General features: G+C 69.9%; 17 protein-coding genes. 5 read left to right on the forward strand and 12 right to left on the reverse strand.

Features of this window, described 5'->3' with window-relative positions; genetic code table 11:
• Positions 1-57: 57 nt before the first annotated feature.
• From ACFY1L_RS45775 to ACFY1L_RS45820, 10 genes are all read right to left on the reverse strand, one after another.
• Entirely contained in the window at positions 58-1,827 is a 1,770-nt protein-coding gene (locus tag ACFY1L_RS45775; protein ID WP_388839363.1) for an IucA/IucC family protein, read from the reverse strand.
• Complete coding sequence (locus ACFY1L_RS45780; RefSeq protein WP_388839366.1) at positions 1,824-2,372, reverse strand: GNAT family N-acetyltransferase; 549 nt, start codon at positions 2,370-2,372, stop codon at positions 1,824-1,826. The genes ACFY1L_RS45775 and ACFY1L_RS45780 overlap by 4 nt, the downstream gene beginning before the upstream one ends.
• A complete protein-coding gene (locus ACFY1L_RS45785; RefSeq protein WP_388839369.1) occupies positions 2,369-3,646 on the reverse strand; it encodes a lysine N(6)-hydroxylase/L-ornithine N(5)-oxygenase family protein in 1,278 nt (425 codons plus the stop codon). The genes ACFY1L_RS45780 and ACFY1L_RS45785 overlap by 4 nt, the downstream gene beginning before the upstream one ends.
• A complete protein-coding gene (gene desA / locus ACFY1L_RS45790; protein ID WP_388839372.1) occupies positions 3,630-5,072 on the reverse strand; it encodes a lysine decarboxylase DesA in 1,443 nt (480 codons plus the stop codon). The genes ACFY1L_RS45785 and desA overlap by 17 nt, the downstream gene beginning before the upstream one ends.
• A 130-nt stretch (positions 5,073-5,202) precedes the next feature.
• Positions 5,203-6,036 (reverse strand): siderophore-interacting protein, encoded by an 834-nt coding sequence (locus tag ACFY1L_RS45795; protein WP_388839376.1) that lies wholly within the window; start codon positions 6,034-6,036, stop codon positions 5,203-5,205.
• Position 6,037: 1 nt separating this feature from the next.
• Entirely contained in the window at positions 6,038-7,090 is a 1,053-nt protein-coding gene (locus ACFY1L_RS45800) for an ABC transporter substrate-binding protein (protein ID WP_388839379.1), read from the reverse strand.
• Between the two features lie 159 nt (positions 7,091-7,249).
• Complete coding sequence (locus ACFY1L_RS45805) at positions 7,250-8,410, reverse strand: acyl-CoA dehydrogenase family protein (RefSeq protein WP_388839381.1); 1,161 nt, start codon at positions 8,408-8,410, stop codon at positions 7,250-7,252.
• 8 nt (positions 8,411-8,418) lie between these two features.
• Positions 8,419-9,351, reverse strand: coding sequence for a hydroxymethylglutaryl-CoA lyase (locus ACFY1L_RS45810; protein ID WP_388839384.1), 933 nt, complete (start codon positions 9,349-9,351; stop codon positions 8,419-8,421).
• Positions 9,348-11,279 (reverse strand): acetyl/propionyl/methylcrotonyl-CoA carboxylase subunit alpha, encoded by a 1,932-nt coding sequence (locus tag ACFY1L_RS45815; RefSeq protein ID WP_388839387.1) that lies wholly within the window; start codon positions 11,277-11,279, stop codon positions 9,348-9,350. The genes ACFY1L_RS45810 and ACFY1L_RS45815 overlap by 4 nt, the downstream gene beginning before the upstream one ends.
• 11 nt (positions 11,280-11,290) lie before the next feature.
• Positions 11,291-12,907, reverse strand: coding sequence for a carboxyl transferase domain-containing protein (locus ACFY1L_RS45820; protein ID WP_388839390.1), 1,617 nt, complete (start codon positions 12,905-12,907; stop codon positions 11,291-11,293).
• A gap of 95 nt (positions 12,908-13,002) precedes the next feature.
• Between ACFY1L_RS45820 and ACFY1L_RS45825 the strand changes: the two genes are divergently transcribed.
• From ACFY1L_RS45825 to ACFY1L_RS45840, 4 genes are all read left to right on the forward strand, one after another.
• Positions 13,003-13,599: a TetR/AcrR family transcriptional regulator gene (locus ACFY1L_RS45825; protein WP_388839393.1), complete on the forward strand. Its 597-nt coding sequence runs from the start codon at positions 13,003-13,005 to the stop codon at positions 13,597-13,599.
• Between the two features lie 108 nt (positions 13,600-13,707).
• A complete protein-coding gene (locus tag ACFY1L_RS45830; protein ID WP_361258163.1) occupies positions 13,708-14,865 on the forward strand; it encodes an acyl-CoA dehydrogenase family protein in 1,158 nt (385 codons plus the stop codon).
• Positions 14,866-14,911: 46 nt separating this feature from the next.
• Entirely contained in the window at positions 14,912-15,790 is an 879-nt protein-coding gene (locus ACFY1L_RS45835) for an acyl-CoA thioesterase (protein ID WP_388839396.1), read from the forward strand.
• Between the two features lie 31 nt (positions 15,791-15,821).
• Positions 15,822-16,499 carry a maleylpyruvate isomerase N-terminal domain-containing protein gene (locus ACFY1L_RS45840; protein ID WP_388839398.1) on the forward strand — a complete coding sequence of 226 codons (678 nt, stop codon included), beginning with the start codon at positions 15,822-15,824 and terminating at the stop codon, positions 16,497-16,499.
• On the opposite strand, the gene ACFY1L_RS45845 is transcribed toward ACFY1L_RS45840, so the two are convergent.
• Both ACFY1L_RS45845 and ACFY1L_RS45850 read right to left on the reverse strand, forming a co-directional pair.
• The gene (locus tag ACFY1L_RS45845) at positions 16,496-17,284 is read right to left on the reverse strand and encodes a phosphatase (RefSeq protein ID WP_388839401.1); all 789 of its coding nucleotides are present in this window, start codon (positions 17,282-17,284) and stop codon (positions 16,496-16,498) included. The genes ACFY1L_RS45840 and ACFY1L_RS45845 overlap by 4 nt on opposite strands.
• A 106-nt stretch (positions 17,285-17,390) precedes the next feature.
• Positions 17,391-18,854: a PucR family transcriptional regulator ligand-binding domain-containing protein gene (locus tag ACFY1L_RS45850; RefSeq protein ID WP_388839404.1), complete on the reverse strand. Its 1,464-nt coding sequence runs from the start codon at positions 18,852-18,854 to the stop codon at positions 17,391-17,393.
• A gap of 121 nt (positions 18,855-18,975) precedes the next feature.
• On the opposite strand from ACFY1L_RS45850, the gene ACFY1L_RS45855 reads away from it, so the two are divergent.
• Positions 18,976-20,436: a sodium:solute symporter gene (locus tag ACFY1L_RS45855; RefSeq protein ID WP_388839407.1), complete on the forward strand. Its 1,461-nt coding sequence runs from the start codon at positions 18,976-18,978 to the stop codon at positions 20,434-20,436.
• The last annotated feature ends 36 nt before the right edge of the window (positions 20,437-20,472 follow it).

Here is a 20,472-nt window from a genome sequence, read left to right on the forward strand (position 1 = left end):
TGAACATGCTGAACGGGCACCCCGGAGGACCGTACTCCGGGGTGCCCGTCCGCTTGATCAGAACCCCGCGACGGGATTTTTGAGGGTTCCGATCAGCTGGAGGGCGCCCGACGGGTCCGCCAGGTCGACCATCTGCTTGTTGTTGCGCAGCTGGAGCCGGTTGAGGCAGGACAGCGCGAACTCGGGCGCGAACATGTCGTACTGCCGGAATTTGTCGGCGAGTTCGGGCACTGAGGCCTGATACTCACGGGTGACGTCGGCGACCGTGCGCCAGAAGTCGTCCTCCTCCAGGATTCCTTCGGTCGCGAGGTTCGCGGCGAGGAAGCGGAAGAAGCAGTCGAAGACGTCGGTGAAGATCGACAGGAGCTTCTTGTCCTCCGGGACCTCCACGCGCAGCCGCTCGACCGTCGGCGGCAGCACCGCGTCCGGGTCCATGACGGCGATCTCCTCGGCGATGTCCTTGTAGATCGCGCGCTGGACGATGCCGTCCTTCAGGGCGAGGATCACGTTCTCGCCGTGCGGCATGTACACCAGGTCGTAGGCGTAGAAGCTGTGCAGCAGCGGGGTGTAGTACGCCTGCAGGTAGTGCCGCAGCCACTCCGTCGGCGCCAGGCCCGACTGCTCGATCAGTGCGCCCGCGAAGGAGGCGCCCTCGTGGTCGACGTGGACGAGGGAGGCCATGGTCGCGAGCGACTCGCCGTCCCGGAGGGAGGACACCGGGCTCTCGCGCCACAGCGCGGCGAGCATCTTGCGGTACGGCGAGTAGCGGTCCGTCGCCTTCTCGTACTCGAGGTGGCGGTAGCCGACGGCCGCCCGCTCTCGGATGATCGACAGGCCCGTGGACTTCAACACGGGGTCGCCCTCGACGAGTTGGGCCAGCCAGTCGTTGATCGCCGGGGTCGCCTCCATGTAGGCGGCCGAAAGCCCGCGCATGAAGCCCATGTTGAGGACGGACAGGGCCGTCTTCACGTAGTGCTTCTCGGGGCTGGAGCTGTTGAAGAAGGTCCGGATGGACTGCTGGGCCAGGTACTCGTCCTCGCCCTCGCCGAGGCACACGAGGTGACCGCGGGCGACCTCGGCGGCGAAGGTGACGGTGAGCTTGTTCCACCACTGCCAGGGGTGGACGGGGATGAGGAGGTAGTCGGCGGGGTCCAGGCCGCGGTCGCGCAGGACGCCGTAGAAGCGCTCGACGGTCCGCTCGCCCAACTCCTCCCGTACGAAGGACTCGTACTCGATCCCGACGCCCGCGGTGAACGCGGCCCTGTCGCGGTGTGCGGCCAGCCAGACCAGGCGGACCGGGCTCGCGGTCTCGGGGGCGTACGAGAGGTACTCGTGGATGCCGAAGCCGAGCCGGCCGTTGTTGGCGACGAAGCAGGGGTGGCCCTCGGTCATGCCGGTCTCGATGGCCTGGAAGCCGCTTTTGGCGAGCTCGGCGACCGGGATCTGCGGCTTGGTGAGCTTGTAGCAGGTGCCGGAGAGGGTGGAGGAGATCTCCTCCAGGTAGACGGGGAGGATCTCGTCGCTCAGGCCGAGGGTGTTCTTCAGCTCGATGAAGAAGTCCAGGGCGGCGAGGGGTAGTTCGGCGCCGTCGCGGTGGCGGGTGATCGAGTCGACGTCGACCTGCCAGTGGTCGAGGGCGCGGCGGGTGGCGGTGAAGCGGTAGCGGGTGAGGCCGTCGTCGCTGCGGACGACGTAGCCGTCGCCCTGTTCTTCCGGCGTGATCAGCCGCTCGTGCGCGAACTCGGCGAGGGCCTTGCGGATCAGGAGGCGGTTGGCCTTCTCCCAGCGTTCGGGGGAGAGGTGGGCCACTGCGTCGGCGAGGGTCATGCGGGCACCCCCGTCGCGGCGAGGCTGTGTTGAATTTCAAAGAAGTGCTCGCGCGTGCAGAAGCTCAGCAACGCCTTCTTCTCCGGCTTCTGGATCTCGCGCTCGGGCACGAACCCGACGGCTTCGTTCAGGGCGTGGACGGCCTTGTTGGAGACGTCCGGTTCCACGACGACGCGCTCGACCGCCGGGTCCTCGAAGAGGCGGGCCATCACTGCGGTGATCACGGACCGGGTGAAGCCGTGGACGGGCGTGTCGGTCGCGGGCGTCAGAAAGTGCATGCCGATGTCGCCCGGCTGCGGCTCGTAGAGGCCGACCAGCTCGCGGTGGGCGGGGTCGTAGTACTCCATCAGGAAGGCCGGTTCGTCGTCGCGCAGCCCGAGCAGGGCGTGGTGGTGCTCGTCGGCCGCGATCTCCATGTAGGCGCGTTCGACGTCCACCAGACTCGCGTCCTGCATCATCCAGAAGGCCGCCTTGGGGTGGGTGACCCAGGCGTGCAGCAGCTCGGCGTCGTTGAGGGGGTCGAGCGGGCGGAAGGTGAAGGTCATACGGCGAACTCCTGGAACGCGATGGTCTTTTCGACCGGGTAGTACTCGGTGCCGAGCAGCTCACGGATGATGTAGCTGTTGCGGTACGCACCCATGCCCAGGTCGGGGCTGGTGATGCTGTGGGTGTGGACGCCGGCGTTCTGCAGGAAGACGCCCCGGCCCGTGGTGTCGATGGAGTAGTTGCGGGCGACGTCGAAGTTGCCCTGGGAGTCATAGCGCAGCCGGTCCCTGACCGGGCTCAGGAACTCCGGCTCGGCGTACTTGTAGCCGGTGGCCAGGACCAGGCCCTGGGAGTCGAGCTCGTAGTCCTTCTCCTGCTCCTCCTGGCGGAAGGAGAGCGTGTACGTGCCGTTCTCGTGACGCGCGCTGTTGAGGGAGGAGTTGGTGAGCAGACGGGTGGGGACCGGGCCGCCGAGGTTCTTCTGGTAGAGCAGGTCGAAGATCTCGTTGATCAGGTCGCCGTCGATGCCCTTGAACAGGCCCTTCTGCTGGGACGTGAGGCGGTAGCGGGTGGCCTCGGGGAGCTCGCGGTAGTAGTCGATGTACTCCGGGCTCGTCATCTCCAGCGTGAGCTTGGTGTATTCGAGCGGGAAGAAGCGCGGGGAGCGTGTCACCCAGTTCAGCCGGTAGCCGTGGACGTCGATCTCGCTGAGGAGGTCGTAGTAGATCTCGGCGGCGGACTGGCCGGAGCCGACGATCGTGATCGACTCCTTCTTCTGCAGCTCCGCCTTGTTCTGCATGTAGCGGGAGTTGTGGAAGAAGTCGCCGTCCAGGCCGCGCACGGCCTCCGGGTAGTGCGGCGAGGTGCCGGTGCCGAGGACGAGGTGCCGGGCGCGGTACACGTCCCCGGCCTCGGTGCGTACGAGGTAGTGCCCGTCCTCGTGAGTGACCTCCGCGACCGTCGTGTCGAAGCGGACGCTGCTCAGCTTGTTCGCGGCCCAGCGGCAGTAGTCGTCGTACTCGACCCGCAGCGGGTAGAAGTTCTCGCGGATGTAGAACGAGTACAGCCTGCCCTGCTCCTTCAGGTAGTTGAGGAAGGAGTACGGCGAGGTCGGGTCGGCGAGGGTGACCAGGTCCGACATGAACGGGGTCTGGAGGTGGGCGCCGTCCAGGAACATGCCCGCGTGCCACTCGAAGTCCGGCTTCGACTCCAGGAAGACGCCGTCGAGTTCGTCGATCGGCTCCGTCAGACAGGCCAGGCCGAGGTTGAACGGGCCGAGCCCGATCCCCACGAAGTCATGGGTTCTGGTCGGGTTTTCAGGACGCGCGGTCAAGGGACTCTCCCAGGTACTGCTCGGCGTGGCCGGCTATCAGGTCGAGGACGGCGGCGATGTCTTCGGTCGTCGTCTCGGGGTTGAGCAGGGTGAACTTCAGGTAGTGGCGGCCGCCCACCTTGGTGCCCGCGACCACGGCGTCGCCGGAGGCGAACAGGGCCTTGCGGGCGTAGAGGTTGGCGCGGTCGATCTCGGCCGGGTCGGTGACGGCGGCCGGTATGTAGCGGAAGACAAGGGTGGAGAGCGTGGGCTGCACGACCACGTCGAAGCGGGGGTCGGCCGCGAGCAGCTTCCAGCCCTCCGCAGCCAGGTCGCAGACCTCGTCGAAGAGCTCGCCTATGCCGTCGGCGCCCATGACCCGCAGTGTCATCCACAGCTTGAGGGCGTCGAAGCGGCGGGTGGTCTGCAGGGACTTGTCGACCTGGTTGGGGATGCGCTCGGTGACCATGCGGCGCGGGTTCAGGTACTCCGCGTGGTAGGTCGCGTGGCGCAGGGTGGCGGCGTCCCGGACCAGCACGGCGGACGAACTCACCGGCTGGAAGAAGGACTTGTGGTAGTCGACGGTGACCGAGTCGGCGCGCTCGATGCCGTCGATGCGGTCCCGGTACCTGAGCGAGGCGAGCAGACCGCAGCCGTAGGCGGCGTCCACATGCATCCAGGCCCCGAACTGGGCGCACAGCTCGGCGATCTCGGGCAGCGGGTCGATGGAGCCGAAGTCGGTGGTGCCGGCGGTGGCGACGACGGCCATGGGGACCAGGCCGTCCTTCTTGCAGCGCTCCAGCTCACGGGCGAGCGCGACGGTCTGCATCCGCTTGTCGTGGTCGACGGGGACGCAGACCACGGAGTCCTGGCTCAGGCCGAGCAGTTTGGCCGACTTCCTGACGCTGAAGTGGCTGACCTCGGAGGCGAAGATGCGCAGTTTGGCGAAGCTGTCGGTCTTGGCCTCTTCCCGGGCCAGCAGCAGCGCCTGCAGGTTGGACTGCGTGCCGCCGGAGGTGAACACGCCGTCGGCGGCGGGGCCGAGGCCGATGCGGGCGGTTGTCCAGTCGATGAGCTTGCGCTCGATCAGGGTGCCGCCGGCCGACTGGTCCCAGGTGTCCAGGGAGGAGTTGACCGCGGACAGGACCGCCTCACCGAGCACGGCCGGGATGACGACCGGGCAGTTGAGGTGGGCGAGATAGCGCGGGTGGTGGAAGTAGACCGCGTCCCGGAGGTAGACCTCCTCCAGCTCGTCGAGTACGGCGGCGGTGTCGTGCAGCGGCTTGTCGAGGTCGATCCCGTCGATGAGGGGAGCGAGGGCGTCGACCGTGACGCCGGTGAACGGACGCTTGGTGGCGGCGAGTTTGCCGGCCACCCGCTCGACGCCTTCGGTCACGGAGCGGCGGTACTGCTCCGCGGTCGTGTCATTGAGCAGGTGCGAGCGCATGGTGGGGGTCCTCCGACCTCGGCAATCAACTTAGGTAAGGCTAACCTAAGTTGATGAAGGGGAAACCTGCCTGTGCCGTGACGGTCGTCACGTCCGCCTCAACTGAGGCTGTTCGGCGGCTACTTGACGGCTACTCGGCGGCGCGGAGCTGCTCCTCGGTCATCCCCTGGCGCCAGTAGCCGACGAAGGTGACGCGACGCCGGTCCACGCCGCGCTCGCCCACGAAATGCCGCCGCAGCGCCTTCACGCACCCGGACTCGCCCGCGATCCAGACGTACGGCCGCTCGGCGGGCGGGAGTTGGGCGTCACGAAGGGCGTCGAGGGCCATGGGGGACCCCTCGACGCCATCTGCGCCCCGGACCAGCCAGTTGATCTCGGCGTCGGCCTCGGTCACCAGGTCCTGGATGTCCCCGGCGTCGTGCACCTCCAGCCAGACCCGGGCACGGGTGTCGGCCGGCAGTGACTCGAGGATGGCCGAGACGGCGGGCAGGGCGGTCTCGTCGCCCCAGAGGAGCACGAGGTCGGTGTCCTCGGGCGGACGGAAGCGGATCGCCCGGTTGTCGGCGATCGCGGGCCCGAGGAGCAGCACCCGGTCACCGGCCCCGGCCCGGGCGGCCCACGCGGAGGCGGGCCCGGCCGGGGTGTGCAGCACGAAGTCGATGTCGATCTCGTCGGGTTCGCGCCGCAGGGCCCGGAGCGTGTACGACCGCATCACCGCCCGTACGTCGTCCGGGAGTTCACGCCAGGCCTGCCACCAGCCGTCGCCGAGCTCGATCGGCACGACGGGCTCCGGCTGGCCCGGATGCGGCACGAACAGCGACAGCGACTGGTCGCGCCCGTGGGAGAAGAAGTACTGCAGCTCCTCCCCGCCGAAGGTGACCCGGACCAGAGACGGGCCGAGCCGCCTCGTCCGTACGACCTGCAGAGAGAAGAAACGGAACGGGGCGGCTACGGCCGTAGTCATGTCAGCTGACCTTCTTCGCCTTCTCGATCGCCTCGGCAAGGCTGGTGAGCAGCGGGGTGCACTTGTCGTAGGACAGGATCGGCTCGGGGTTGCGGGCGATGACCTGGCCCGCCTTCACCGCCGGCAGCTTCTTCCAGGTCGCCTCGGTGATGTCCGCGGGCTGGATCGCCGACGTGCGGTTGTCCATCATGATGATGTCCGCGTCGTACTTGTCGACGTTCTCCCAGCTGAGCGACTCGTACCAGCCGCCGCCCTTCGCCTTGGCCTTCTCCGACGGCTCGACGAAGTTCACGCCGAGCGCCTTGAAGTACTCCAGGTCGATGGAGAGGTTGGAGCCGGAGACGTAGAAGAGGTCCTGGCTCGCGGAGCCGGCCAGCACCTTGATGTTCGGCTTGGCCTTGGTGGCCGCGCGCAGCCGGGCCGCGGCGTCCTCGAAGGCCTTCTTCGCCTCGGTCACCTTGCTCGAAGTGGTGTCCGCCCCAAGGGACTTGGCGAGCGCCAGCATGCGCTGCAGCGGCTCGGTGAGCTGGCGGTCGTAGACGGAGATCCCGACGCTCGGGGCACCGACGGCGAGGATCTTCTTCTTCGACTCCTCCGGGACGTACCAGAGCGTGCCGGCGTCGTCGAACATCGTGGAGATCAGTGCGTCGGGCGTGAGGGCCGCGTACTTCTCGATGTTGAACTGGCCCCACTCGTTGCCGAGGATGGTGACCTTGCTGATGTCCATGTCGCCGGCCTGGACGTCGGCCTTGCCGTCCTTGGTCCTGGTCGGACCGAAGACGCCCTTGGCCTGGACGCCGTAGTCGTAGAGCGCCGCGGCGACGCCGACGAACGCGACGATGTTCGAGGGGGTCTTGTCGGCCTTCGCGGTCTCGCCGCGGTCGTCCTTGAAGGACCAGGGGCCGGACTTGGCGGCAGCCGTCTCGTCGCTGCCCGAGCCCGCGCTTTTCGCGTCGTCGTCACCGCAGGCCGCGAGCGCGGCCCCGAGGCCGAGGGCGCCGCCCGCGGCGAGGATGCCGCGGCGGGTGAGGTGGGTGGCACGGGCATTGGGCATGGGTATGGCCGCTTTCGAACGGGGCGGAGCGCCCGCCGGACAAGTTCGAATGTAGGTTAGCCTAACCTCACTCCTTGTCCAGGGGGCGGGGCGCTCCGGGCCCGAACCTGTGGCAAGCCTGTGCGGCAGCGTGCGAGCTGCGTCTCTACGGCCTCTGCGTCAGCCCACCAGGCCCAACTCCCGTGCGATCAGCATCCGTTGGACCTCGCTCGTGCCCTCGCCGATCTCCAGGATCTTGGAGTCGCGCCACATGCGGGCCACCGGGTACTCGTTCATGAAGCCGTAGCCGCCGTGGATCTGGGTGGCGTCGCGGGCGTTGTCGACGGCGATCGTGGAGGAATGCAGCTTGGCCAGGGCCGCCTCCTTCTTGAAGGGAGCGCCCGACACCAGCCGGGCGGCCGCGTCCCGCCAGGCCAGACGGGCCGTGTAGGCCTTCATCTCCATGTCGGCGATCTTGAACTGGATGGCCTGGTTGGCACCGATCGGCCGGCCGAAGGCGTGCCGCTCCTTCGCGTACTTCACCGACTCGTCCACACAGCCCTGCGCCAGGCCCGTGGCCAGCGCCGCGATCGCGATGCGGCCCTCGTCGAGGATGCGCAGGAACTGGGCGTAGCCGCGGCCCTGTTCGCCCAGGAGGTTCGCCGCCGGGACCCGGACGTCGGAGAAGGACAGCTCACGCGTGTCCGAGGCGTTCCAGCCGACCTTCGAGTACGGCGCCGCGACCGTGAACCCCGGGGTGCCGGACGGGACGATGATCGAGGAGATGAGCGGCCTGCCGTCGGGCTTGCGGCCGGTGACCGCCGTGACCGTCACCAACCCCGTGATGTCCGTGCCCGAGTTGGTGATGAAGCACTTCGTGCCGTTGATCACCCACTCGTCCGTCGCCTCGTCCAGCCGTGCCGTCGTACGGGTGGCTCCGGCGTCGCTGCCGCCGTCCGGCTCGGTCAGGCCGAAGGCGCCGAGGATCTCGCCCGTGCAGAGGCGGGGGAGCCACTCCTGCTTCTGGGCGTCCGTGCCGAAGAGGTGGATCGGCATCGCGCCCAGGGAGACTCCCGCCTCGAGCGTGATGGCCACCGACGAGTCCACGCGGGCCAGTTCCTCCAGGGCCACGCCCAGCGCCAGATAGTCGCCGCCCATGCCGCCGTACTCCTCCGGGAACGGCAGCCCGAACAGGCCCATGCGGCCCATCTCGCGGACGATCTCGTACGGGAACTCGTGGTGCTCGTAGAATTCGCCGATCTTGGGCGCCACGACGTCGTGCGCGAACTCCTCGACGGTGCGCCGGAGTTCCTCCAGCTCGGGGGAGAGTCGGTAGTCCATGGCTGTGATCACTGCTCCTGGTGGGAGAGGGCTCGGACGGTGCGGGACGGGCTGGGTCGGCCCAGTTGGTCGGCCATCCACACGCTCGTGGCGACGAGGCGGCCGAGGTCGACTCCGGTGTCGATGCCGAGACCCTGAAGCATCCACACGAGGTCTTCGGTGGCGAGGTTGCCGGTGGCGGACTTGGCGAACGGGCAGCCGCCGAGGCCGCCCGCGGAGGCGTCGACGGTGGTGACGCCGTGCTGGAGCGCGGCCAGAGTGTTGGCGAGGGCCTGGCCGTAGGTGTCGTGGAAGTGGACCCCGATGACGTCGGTCCGTACGCCCTCCTCGTTGAGCAGGGAGAGCAGTTCGAGCACGTGTCCCGGGGTCGCGACGCCGATGGTGTCGCCGAGGCTCAGCTCGTCGCAGCCCATGTCCATCAGTGCCTTGCAGACGCGGACGACCTGGCGGAGGGGTACCGCTCCCTCCCAGGGATCGCCGAAGCACATGGAGAGATAGCCCCGGACATGGACCTGCTGGGACCTGGCGCGGTCCACCACCGGCTCGAACATCGCCAGCGCCTCGTCCACCGTGCGGTTGAGGTTGGCCTTCGCGAAGGACTCGGTGGCGCTCGCGAAGACGGCGACGCGGGTGGCTCCGAGCGCGAGCGCCCGCTCGAGGCCGCGTTCGTTCGGGACGAGTACCGGGAGGGCGACCGGGAGGTCGGAGATCTGCGGGAACAGCTGCTCCGCGTCGGCGAGTTGGGGCACCCACTTCGGGTGCACGAAGCTCGTCGCCTCGATCGTCGTCAGCCCCGCGTCGGCCAGGCGGCGCACGAACTCCGCCTTCACCTCCGTCGGCACCGTCGACTTCTCGTTCTGCAGGCCGTCACGGGCGCCGACCTCGTGGATGCGCACCCGCGCGGGCAGGCCCTGGGACGGTACGGCCATGGGGAGCGTCATTTCTCCTCCTCCGCCGAGTTCTCCACCGGGGTGATGACCGCGAGCACCTGGTCCATGGCGACCGTCGTGCCCGGGGTGACGTCCAGCTCGGCGATCGTGCCGGCGTGCGGCGCGGAGATGACGTGCTCCATCTTCATCGCCTCGACCACCAACAGGCTCTGTCCCGCGGTGACTTGGTCCCCTACGGCGACCTTCACCACCGTGACCGTGCCGGGCATCGGCGCGGTGAGCGAGTCGGCGCCCGCATGCCCCGCGCGCGTGAGGGACGCGGCGACCGGGTCGTGGTCGCGCACGTGCCAGGCGTCGCCGTCGCGGCCGATCCAGTCTGCGGCCCGGTGGAAGGTGTGGCGGACGCCGTCGAGGGTGACGGAGACGGTGTCGTCGGTGACGGCGTGGCTGCCGCGCATTTCATGCGTGACGGGGTCGAGTCCCGGCACTTTCAGCGGGAAGCCGACGGACTTGGGCGCGCCGCCCAGCCGCCAGCCGCTCGGCACCGAGAAGGGATCGGTCCAGCCCTCGCCCCGGGGCCGTAGCGCCTCCAGCCGTACGGCCGCCGCCGCCTCGTACACCTCCTCCGGGACGTCGGCCGACACCAGCGAGTCGACCTCCCGCTCCACCAGCCCCGTGTCCAACTCGCCCGCCACGACCGCCGGATGGGCCAGCAGTCGCCGCAGGAACCCGGCATTGGTCTGCACGCCCAGCGTCACCGTCTCCGCGAGGGCGGCCCGCAGCTTCCGCAGTGCCGTCTCCCGGTCCGGCCCGTACGCGATCACCTTGGACAGCATCGGGTCGTACAGCGAGCCGACCTCCGTGCCCTCGCTGAGCCCGGAGTCGGTGCGGACGCCGTCGCCCTGGGGCTCGCTCAGCTTCAGGACGGTGCCGCCGGAGGGGAGGAACCCGCGCGCGGGGTCCTCTGCACAGACGCGCGCCTCGACCGCATGCCCGGTCAGCGTGATGTCGCCCTGCTTGAACGGCAGTTGCTCACCCGCCGCCACCCGCAGCTGCCATTCCACCAGGTCGAGGCCGGTGATGAGCTCGGTGACCGGGTGCTCCACCTGGAGCCGGGTGTTCATCTCCATGAAGTAGTACGACGACGGATCGCCGCCCGGCACGATGAACTCCACCGTGCCCGCGCCCCGGTAGCCGCACGAGCGTGCCGCCTGCACGGCAGCCTCGCCCATCGCCGCGCGCGTGGCCTCGTCGAGGAGCACACTGGGCGCCTCCTCGATGATCTTCTGGTGCCGGCGCTGCAGCGAGCACTCGCGCTCGCCCAGGTGCACCACGTTCCCGTGGCCGTCCGCCAGCACCTGGATCTCGATGTGCCGGGGGCGATCCACCCATCGCTCGACGAGGAGCGTGTCGTCGCCGAAGGAGGCACGGGCCTCGCGGCGGGCGGCGGCGATCTCCTCGTCCAGCACGGCCAGGTCCCGTACCAGCCGCATGCCCTTGCCCCCGCCGCCGGCCGACGGCTTGAGCAGAACGGGCGCACCCAACTCACGGGCCGCCTGCGCCAGTTCGGGGTCTCGCCCACCGGGCACGACCGGCACCCCGGCCGCCTCCACCGTCTCCTTGGCCCGGATCTTGTCGCCCATCAGGGAGATGGCCTCGGCGGGCGGCCCGATGAAGACCAGTCCGGCCTCGGCGCACGCGCGCGCGAAGGTCGCGTTCTCCGCGAGGAAGCCGTATCCGGGGTGCACGGCCTGGGCGCCCGTACGCGTTGCCGCCTCCAGCAGGCGCTCCACGGACAGATAGCTCTCGGCCGCCGGTGCCGGACCGATCCGTACCGCCGTGTCGGCCTCCCGGACGTGCCGTGCGTCGGCGTCCGCGTCGGAGAAGACGGCCACCGAGCGCACGCCCAGCGAGCGGAGCGTACGGATCACGCGGACGGCGATCTCGCCCCGGTTGGCCACGAGCACTGTGTCGAACATGGGTCCCCTCCTCACATCCGGAAGACGCCGAACTGGGGCTCACCCAGCGGCGCGTTGGCACAGGCGGTCAGTGCGAGACCCAGCACCTGGCGGGTCTCCAGCGGGTCGATCACACCGTCGTCCCAGAGGCGGGCGGTGGCGTAGTAGGCGTTGCCCTGGCGCTCGTACTGCTGCCGGATCGGGGCCTTGAACGCCTCCTCGTCCTCCGTCGGCCAGTCCTCGCCCCGGGCCTCCAACTGGTCCCGCTTGACGGTCGCGAGGACCGAGGCCGCCTGCTCGCCGCCCATGACGGAGATCTTGGCGCCCGGCCACATCCACAGGAACCGGGGCGAGTAGGCCCGGCCGCACATCGAGTAGTTGCCCGCGCCGTACGACCCGCCGACCACCACCGTCAGCTTCGGCACGCGTGTGCAGGCCACGGCCGTCACCATCTTGGCGCCGTGCTTGGCGATGCCGCCCGCCTCGTAGTCCCGACCGACCATGAAGCCGGAGATGTTCTGCAGGAAGACGAGCGGGATCCCGCGCTGGTCGCACAGCTCGATGAAGTGGGCGCCCTTCTGGGCCGACTCGGAGAACAGGATGCCGTTGTTGGCGACGATCCCGACCGGGTGCCCGTGGATCCGCGCGAAGCCGGTGACCAGGGTCTGCCCGAACTCGGCCTTGAACTCCGCGAAACGCGAGCCGTCGACCACGCGCGCGATGACTTCACGTACGTCATAGGGGGTGCGGGGGTCGACCGGTACGGCGCCGTAGAGCCCGTACGGATCCACCTTGGGCTCCACGGCGGGCTGCACCTGCCAGGGCAGCGCCCCGCGCGCGGGCAGCGTGGAGACGATGTTCCGCACGATCCGCAGCGCGTGCGCGTCGTCCTCCGCGAGGTGGTCCGTCACACCGGAGACCCTGGAGTGCACCTCGCCACCGCCGAGCTCCTCGGCCGTCACGACCTCACCGGTGGCCGCCTTCACCAGCGGAGGTCCACCGAGGAAGATCGTCCCCTGGTTCCGGACGATGACCGCCTCGTCGCTCATGGCCGGGACGTATGCCCCACCGGCCGTGCACGACCCGAGGACCGCGGCGATCTGCGGGATGCCCGCCCCGGACATCCGCGCCTGGTTGTAGAAGATCCGCCCGAAGTGCTCCCGGTCCGGGAAGACCTCGTCCTGCATGGGCAGGAAGGCCCCGCCGGAGTCGACCAGATACACGCACGGCAGGCGGTTCTCCAGGGCCACCTCCTGCGCCCGGAGATGCTTCTTCACCGTCATCGGGTAGTACGTCCCGCCCTTGACGGTGGCGTCATTGGCGACGATCACGCACTCGCGGCCGCTCACCCGCCCGATCCCGGCGATCACGCCGGCCGCCGGGGCCGCCGCGTCGTACATCCCGTCGGCGGCGAGGGGCGCCAGCTCCAGGAAGGGCGAGCCCGGGTCGAGCAGGGTGTCCACCCGGTCCCTCGGCAGCAGCTTCCCGCGCGCGGTGTGCCTGGCCCGCGCCTTCTCGCCACCGCCGAGCCGGGCCGCGGCGAGCTTGCCGCGCAGCTCCTCGGCGAGTGCGAGATGGGCCTGCTCATTGGCCCGCCAGGCCTCCGACGCGGGATCTGCCGCGCTCGTCAGCTCCGGTGCCTCTTGCATCGTGCGGTCCCCTCACCCAGTGGTCGACTGTTAATGAGCGTTAACCATTTCCTCCAGGTTAACGACCGCTAACCTCCCTGTCTAGAATTGCTTCCATGGCCACCAGAACCGACGCCCCCACCCGCCGCGAGCAGATCCTCAAGGAGGCCGCGCGGCTGTTCGCCGAGCGCGGTTTCCACGGGGTCGGAGTCGACGAGATAGGTGCCGCGGTCGGCATCAGCGGCCCGGGTCTCTACCGTCACTTCGCGGGCAAGGACGCGATGCTCGCCGAGCTGCTGGTGGGCATCAGCGGCCAGCTGCTCACCGGTGCCAAGCGGCGCCAGCAGGAGGCGGACGGCACCGCGCCCGAGGTGGTCCTCGACTCGCTCATCGAAGGGCACATCGACTTCGCGCTCGACGACCGTCCCCTGATCACCCTGCACGACCGGGAGCTGGACCGCCTCCGCGACAGCGACCGCAAGCTGGTCCGCCAGCTCCAGCGCCAGTACGTGGAGCTGTGGGTGGGCGTGCTCCGCGAGGTCTACCCGGGGCTCGCGGAACCCGCGGCCCGCTCCGCCGTGCACTCTGTCTTCGGGCTCCTGAACTCGACCCCGCACCTCGGGCGGCCGGGCTCGCTGCCGGGGCGCGGGGCGACGGCGGAGCTGCTGCACAGGATGGCGCGGGGGGCCTTCGAGGCGGCCGGGGCGGAGTGACGAGCGTTACGGGATCACCTCTGGACGCCTCTCCCTACCCGCCGGTACCTTAATGTTCTGAGCAAGCGCTTAGACATGGACCCCTTGAGTCAGGTGGAGGTGGCGGCGGTGCGCCGTACGGTGTTCAACGAGGACCACGAGGCGTTCCGGGAGACCCTGCGCGCCTTCATCGAGGCCGAGGTCGTCCCGGTCTATGACGAGTGGTTCGCAGCCGGCCAGGCGCCGCGCGACTTCTACTACAAGCTCGCCGAGCTCGGCATCTTCGGCATCCGCGTGGACGAGGAGTTCGGCGGCGCCGGCATCGACTCGTACAAGTTCGAGGCCGTGATGTACGAGGAGACCGCGCGCGCCGGTGTCCAGTTCGGCGGCTCCGGTGTGCACGTGCTGCTCGGCCTGCCGTACATCAAGATGCTCGCCACCGACGAGCAGAAGAAGCGGTTCCTGCCGAAGTTCGTCTCCGCCGAGGAGATGTGGGCCCTCGCGATGACCGAGCCGGGCACCGGCTCCGACCTCGCGGGCATGAAGACCACCGCCAAGCTGAGCGAGGACGGCACGCACTACGTCCTCAACGGCGCCAAGACCTTCATCACCGGTGGCGTGCACGCCGACCGCGTGATCGTCTGTGCCCGCACCGCCGCGCCCACCGCCGAGGACCGCCGCCACGGCATCTCCCTCTTCGCCGTGGACACCAAGTCCGAGGGCTACTCCATAGGCCGCAAGCTCGACAAGCTGGGTCTGAAGACCTCCGACACCGCCGAGCTGGCGTTCGTCGACGTGAAGGTCCCGGTCGAGGACCTGCTCGGCGAGGAGAACAAGGGCTTCTACTACCTCGGCCACAACCTCGCCTCCGAGCGCTGGGGCATCGCCTTCGGTGCCTACGCCCAGGCCAAGGCCGCGGTCCGGTTCGCCAAGGAGTACGTCCAGGAGCGCACCGTCTTCGGCAAGCCCGTCGCGTCCTTCCAGAACACCAAGTTCGAGCTGGCCGCCTGCCAGGCCGAGGTGGACGCCGCCGAGGCCGTCGCCGACCGCGCGCTCGAGGCCCTCGACGCCGGTGAGCTCACCCCGGCCGAGGCCGCCTCCGCCAAGCTGTTCTGCACCGAGGTCGCGCACCGCGTGATCGACCGCTGCCTCCAGCTGCACGGCGGCTACGGCTTCATGAACGAGTACCCGATCGCCCGCCTGTACGCGGACAACCGCGTCAACCGCATCTACGGCGGCACCAGCGAGATCATGAAGACGATCATCGCCAAGGACATGGGCCTGTAAGGCCCACGAAACCCCAGGAAATGACTGGCGGGTACAACTGTCTCCCATGAGCCAGGCACTACAGGGTCTCCTCGATCTGCTCGACCTCGAGCAGATCGAGGAGAACATCTTCCGCGGCCAGTCCCGGTCCGCCGTCGTCCCACGCGTCTTCGGCGGACAGGTCGCGGCCCAGGCGCTCGTCGCCGCCGGGCGTACCGTCCCCGAGGACCGGCACGCCCACTCCCTCCACGCGTACTTCCTGCGCACCGGTGACCCGGGCGCGCCCATCGTCTACACCGTCGAGCGCATGAACGACGGCCGCTCCTTCACCGCGCGCCGCGTCATCGCTGTCCAGCACGGGCAGCCGATCTTCGCCCTCTCCGCCTCCTTCCAGCGGTTCGAGGAGGGCTTCGAGCACCAGGCGCCCATGCCGTCCGCGCCCGACCCCGCCACGCTGCCCACCTCCGAGGAGCGGCTGCGCGGCTACGACCACCTCGCCCCCGAGGTCGTCGAGAGGTTCCTGGAGGCGCGCGAGTCGATCGACCTGCGCTACGTCGACGAACCGCCGTACGGCAAGTTCGGCGAGCCGCGCGAGCCGCACTCCCAGGTGTGGTTCCGCACCAACGGCAAGCTTGCGGACGACCCGCTGCTGCACGTCGTCCTCGCCACGTACGTCTCCGACATGACCCTGCTCGACTCGATCCTCCTCGCGCACGGCCGCGGCGGCTGGGCGGTCGGCGATGTCGTCGGCGCCTCGCTGGACCACGCGATGTGGTTCCACCGCCCGTTCCGCGCCGACGAATGGCTCCTCTACGACCAGGAGTCGCCGTCGGCACACGGTGGCCGCGGGCTCGGACAGGCCCGTATCTACACGCAGGACGGCCAGCTGGCCATCTCGGTCATCCAGGAAGGCGTGGTCCGCGCCCCGCGGCGCAAACTCGGTTGATCCGGACCCGCCGCAGCGCTGGGATGGGCCCATGACTGTGACTGGAGAGTCGTGGAACTGGCGGGGCGGGCGGATCCGGGAGGCGTTCCTGGACGCGTCCGGGATAGTCGCCGAGCTGATCGCGGAGCCGGCCGTCGCCGCCGCCTGGGAAAAGCCCAGCGCACTGCGGGACTTCAGCGTCGGCGGCCTCGCGGGGCACACCGCCTGGCAGGAACTCGCGCTGCCGGAGCTGCTCCGGGAGCCGGAGCCCGGGCAGCCGGTGGTGTCCCTGCGGGAGTACTACCTGGAGCGGGTGACCTGGCTGGACGCCGGTGTCGACGGAGCCGTCAACATCCGTATCCGCAAGGGCGGTGAGGCCACCGGCGCGGAGGGTCACGAGGCGCTCCTCGCGCGCGTGCGGGACACCGTCGGCAGGCTGCGGCCGGAACTGACGGCCGCACCCCCACGGCGGCCGATCCGGATGCCCTCCTGGGGCGACTGGTCCCTCGAACTCGACGACTTCCTGCTCACCCGCCTCATGGAACTCGTCGTCCACGCCGACGACTTGGCGTTCAGCGTGGGCCTGCCGACCCCGCAGTTCCCGGAACACGTGAGCGCGCCGGTCGTCGAACTGCTGGCCCGCCTCGCGGTGCGCCGCCACGGCGTCGTGGACGTCGTACGGGGGCTCGCCCGCGCCGAGCGCGCCCCCGCATCGATCGCGGGTATCTAGGAGAGCCCGGCCTCCGCCAGCAGATACGCCGTCATCGGGTCGTAGTGCCGCGGGCTGACCACATGGTCGTCCAGCGGGACCACGACCTGGACGGTGCCCTCCGACTCGGCGAGGAAGAGCGCCGGGTCGTTGCAGTCGGCGTAGCCCACGGAGTCGATGCCGTGCTGCCCTGCGTAGCCCGCCCAGCCGTGGTCGGCGACGACCAGGTCGGGCAGCGGGCGGCCCTCCTGCTCCAGGGCGGTGAGGATGGCCTTCATCGGCTCTCCGGAGTGCGTGTGCCACAGGGTGGCGCCGTGCTCCAGCACCGCCACGTCCGCGAGCTGCCAGACGTAGCCCTCGTCGGTCTGCAGCCCCTCCGGGATGACGACGATCTCGCAGCCGGCGGCGCGCAGCGCGGCGGCCGTGGCGCGGTGCACGTCGAGCAGGCCGCCCGGGTGGCCGGTCGCGAGCAGCACCCGCTGCTGCCCCTCGGCCGCCTTGCGCAGCCGCGCGGCCATGCGCTCCAGGCCGTCGACGGTCAGGTCGGGGTCGATGGTGTCCTGGCCGTACCGGTACTCGGGGTCGTCGTTCACGCCCACCCGCTCGGCCATCACCGCGAGCACGTCCTGCTCGTCGGTCCAGCGGTCGCCGAGCTCCAGGCCCAGCCAGAAGTTGCGGACGCCGTTCGCGAGCTGACGGTAGTGGCTGAGATTGTTCTCGCGGGGCGTCGCGACATCGCCCGCGATACGGGTCCGTACAAGGTGGTCGACGAGCTCGGCGCGGCTGGGGGTCCCGGGTATCGGCATGAATCCCATTGTGGGGCAGCGGACTGCGCGAGTCCCTGGCGTCCCGCACGCTGGGACGCGGGTCACGTACTCAGAGTTCTGGTACGCCGTACCTATTGCCGTGCACCTAGGGCTGTCGCAGCGCGAACCACAGCTCCATGCGTACGTCCGGGTCGTCGAGGTCCGTGTCGAGGAGTGTCGCGCAACGGGCGATGCGCCCGCGGACGGTGTTGCGGTGGACGGACATCGCCACCGCCGTGCGGTCCCAACTGCCGTGCAGGGACAGCCAGGTGCGCAGCGTCTCGGTGAGGGCCGGGGTGTCGGCGATCGGGGCGAGGAGCGTGCGGGCGTGCGCGGCGGCCTCGTCCGCGGACAGCAGGTCGGCGAGCCCGGCCCGTTCGCCGTGCCGGACCAGGGCGGAGCGGGTGGCGCGGGCGCGGGCCAGCGCACGCGCCGCCTGCGTGTCGGCGGACGGCCAGCCGGACGGGGCCACGGCGGCGCTGACGCCCAGCGTCCAGCCGGGCTGTGCGGCCGGTTCACGATCGGCGGGCACCAGGACCCGTACGACATCGTCCGCCAGGTCGACCAGCGGCGACCCGAGGGCGGCGCCCAGCGCGGAGGCGGCCATCGGGCCAGGGTCCTGTGTGTCCGGGCGTGCATGCACCACGAGCCACCGCTCGGCGCCGAGGAGGGCGGCGACGTCCGCGGGCGGCGCCCCCAGCAGCAGCCGTACGAGCGCCGACGACCGCGCCGCACCGCTGCCGCTCTGGTGCTCGCCGGTGAGCAGGGACAGCAGCACGGCGGCGACGGAGGCGATGGTGTGGTCGCCCGGTTCGCGCCGCGGGGCGGCGACGCCCAGGACGAAGCCCTTTCCGGTGCCGAGGGCGTAGGCGGCGAGATGGGTGCCGGCGGCGGTGTCGGTGGCGGAGGTGGGCGTCCCGGGACCCGAGGGGCGTACGACCTCCGCGAGCTCGGCCAGCGCCTCGCTGACGTGGGCCGTCACCGCGCGTCCCGCGGACGCGATCTCCACCCCTTCCGGCCCGTACAGCGCGGCCCGGCCCGCGACCCGCTGCCCCAGCTGCCGCAGCACCGAGGGCACCGGATCCGGGCGGGAAGCGGCGGAGGCCAGGCTCTGCTGGGCCTCCGTGACGCGGCGGAGTTCGGCGAGACGGGCCTGGGCCATCAGCTGCCAGACCGCGCGGGCCACACCGGAGAAGGTGGTCTGCGGCGGGACCTCGATCAGCGGCAGTTCGTGCGCGTCGCAAGCCGCCACCAGGGCGCGCGGCACCGTGTCGTGCACGGGCGCCAGACCGAAGCCGAGGGCCGCGCCGCCCGCCGCGACGATCCGCGACACGTAGTCGTCGAAGTAGGTGCCCGAACCCGCCGCCTCCGGAATGTGCACACCCGCGGTCAGCAGCAGCTCGCCGCCCAGCAGATACGGGTACGGGTCGGCCATCTCCGAGGTGTGTGCCCAGTGGATGACGATGTCCGGATCGGAGGGGCCCGCGATCTGCTGCAGGGCGAGGTCCTCACGGGCCAGGAGCGCCGCCAGAGGCACCGGTGGAGTGGGGGGAACAGCGGGATCCGGCATGGTGTGCGTTCCCTCCATCCGAAGCGGCTCGAATGGATGAAACGTACACTTCGCAGTCGCTTTCCGGCCACCTACTGTCGAACCGGATCGGCCCGGCAGCGACTGCGCGAAGGAGGCCCTCATGGCCGTCGACTACACAGTGATCGTCGTCTATCTCGTCGGCATGCTGGCCATGGGCTGGTGGGGCATGCGCCGTGCCAGGTCGAAGAGCGAGTTCCTGGTCGCTGGGCGCCGCCTCGGGCCCGCCATGTACTCCGGCACCATGGCCGCGATCGTTCTCGGCGGCGCGTCCACCATCGGTGGCGTCGGCCTCGGCTACCAGTACGGCCTCTCCGGCGCCTGGATGGTCTTCACCATCGGCCTCGGCCTGCTCGCCCTGTCCGTCTTCTTCTCCGCGCGCATCGCCCGCCTCAAGGTCTACACCGTCTCCGAGATGCTGGACCTGCGCTACGGCGGCCGGGCCGGCGTCATCTCGGGCGTGGTCATGTGGGCGTACACGCTGATGCTCGCGGTCACCTCGACCATCGCGTACGCCACCATCTTCGACGTCCTCTTCGACATGAACCGCACCGTCGCGATCATCCTCGGCGGCTCGATCGTCGTCGCGTACTCGACGCTCGGCGGCATGTGGTCCATCACCCTCACCGACATGGTGCAGTTCGTGGTGAAGACGATCGGCGTGCTGCTGCTCCTGCTGCCCATCGCGGTCGTCAAGGCGGGCGGTTTCTCCGAGATGAAGGCCAAGCTGCCGACTGAGTACTTCGACCCGCTGGGCATCGGCGGCGAGACGATCTTCACCTATGTCCTGATCTACACGTTCGGCATGCTCATCGGGCAGGACATCTGGCAGCGCGTGTTCACCGCCCGCAGCGACAAGACGGCCAAGTGGGGCGGCACGGTCGCGGGCACCTACTGTCTCGCCTACGCCCTCGCCGGTGCCGTCATCGGTACGGCGGCCAGGGTGCTGTACCCCAAGCTCGGCAGCCCGGACGACGCCTTCGCGACCATCGTCAAGGACGAACTGCCGGTCGGCGTAAGGGGGTTGGTGCTGGCCGCCGCCCTGGCCGCCGTGATGTCGACGTCGTCCGGCGCGCTGATCGCCTGCGCGACCGTCGCCAACAACGACATCTGGTCGCGGCTGCGGGGAGCCGTGCGCGGGTCCGAGGACGAGCACGACGAGGTCAAGGGCAACCGCGCCTTCATCCTCGTCATGGGCCTCGCGGTGATCGGCACGGCGATCGCGCTCAACAACGTCGTAGAGGCGCTGACGGTGGCGTACAACCTGCTGGTCGGCGGGCTCCTCGTGCCCATTCTCGGCGGGCTGCTGTGGAAGCGCGGCACCGTGCAGGGCGCGCTCGCCTCGGTGATCGTCGGCGGCCTCGCGGTCATCGGCCTGATGGCGGGCTACGGCATCCTCGCCAACGAGCCCGTCTACTACGGCCTGCTCGCCTCCCTCGCCGCCTACGTCGCCGTGTCCCTCGCGACGAAGCCGACCGACGCGGCCGTACTCGCCGCCTGGCGCGAGCGGCTCGCCGGACGGAGCCCCGAACTCGCGTCGGAACCCGTCCCGGCGCCCCAGTAGAGTCGTACAAGAAGTAGTACTTATCGACTCATACTC

This window comes from Streptomyces sp. NPDC001663, from assembly GCF_042893105.1.
In the GTDB taxonomy this organism is placed as follows: domain Bacteria; phylum Actinomycetota; class Actinomycetes; order Streptomycetales; family Streptomycetaceae; genus Streptomyces.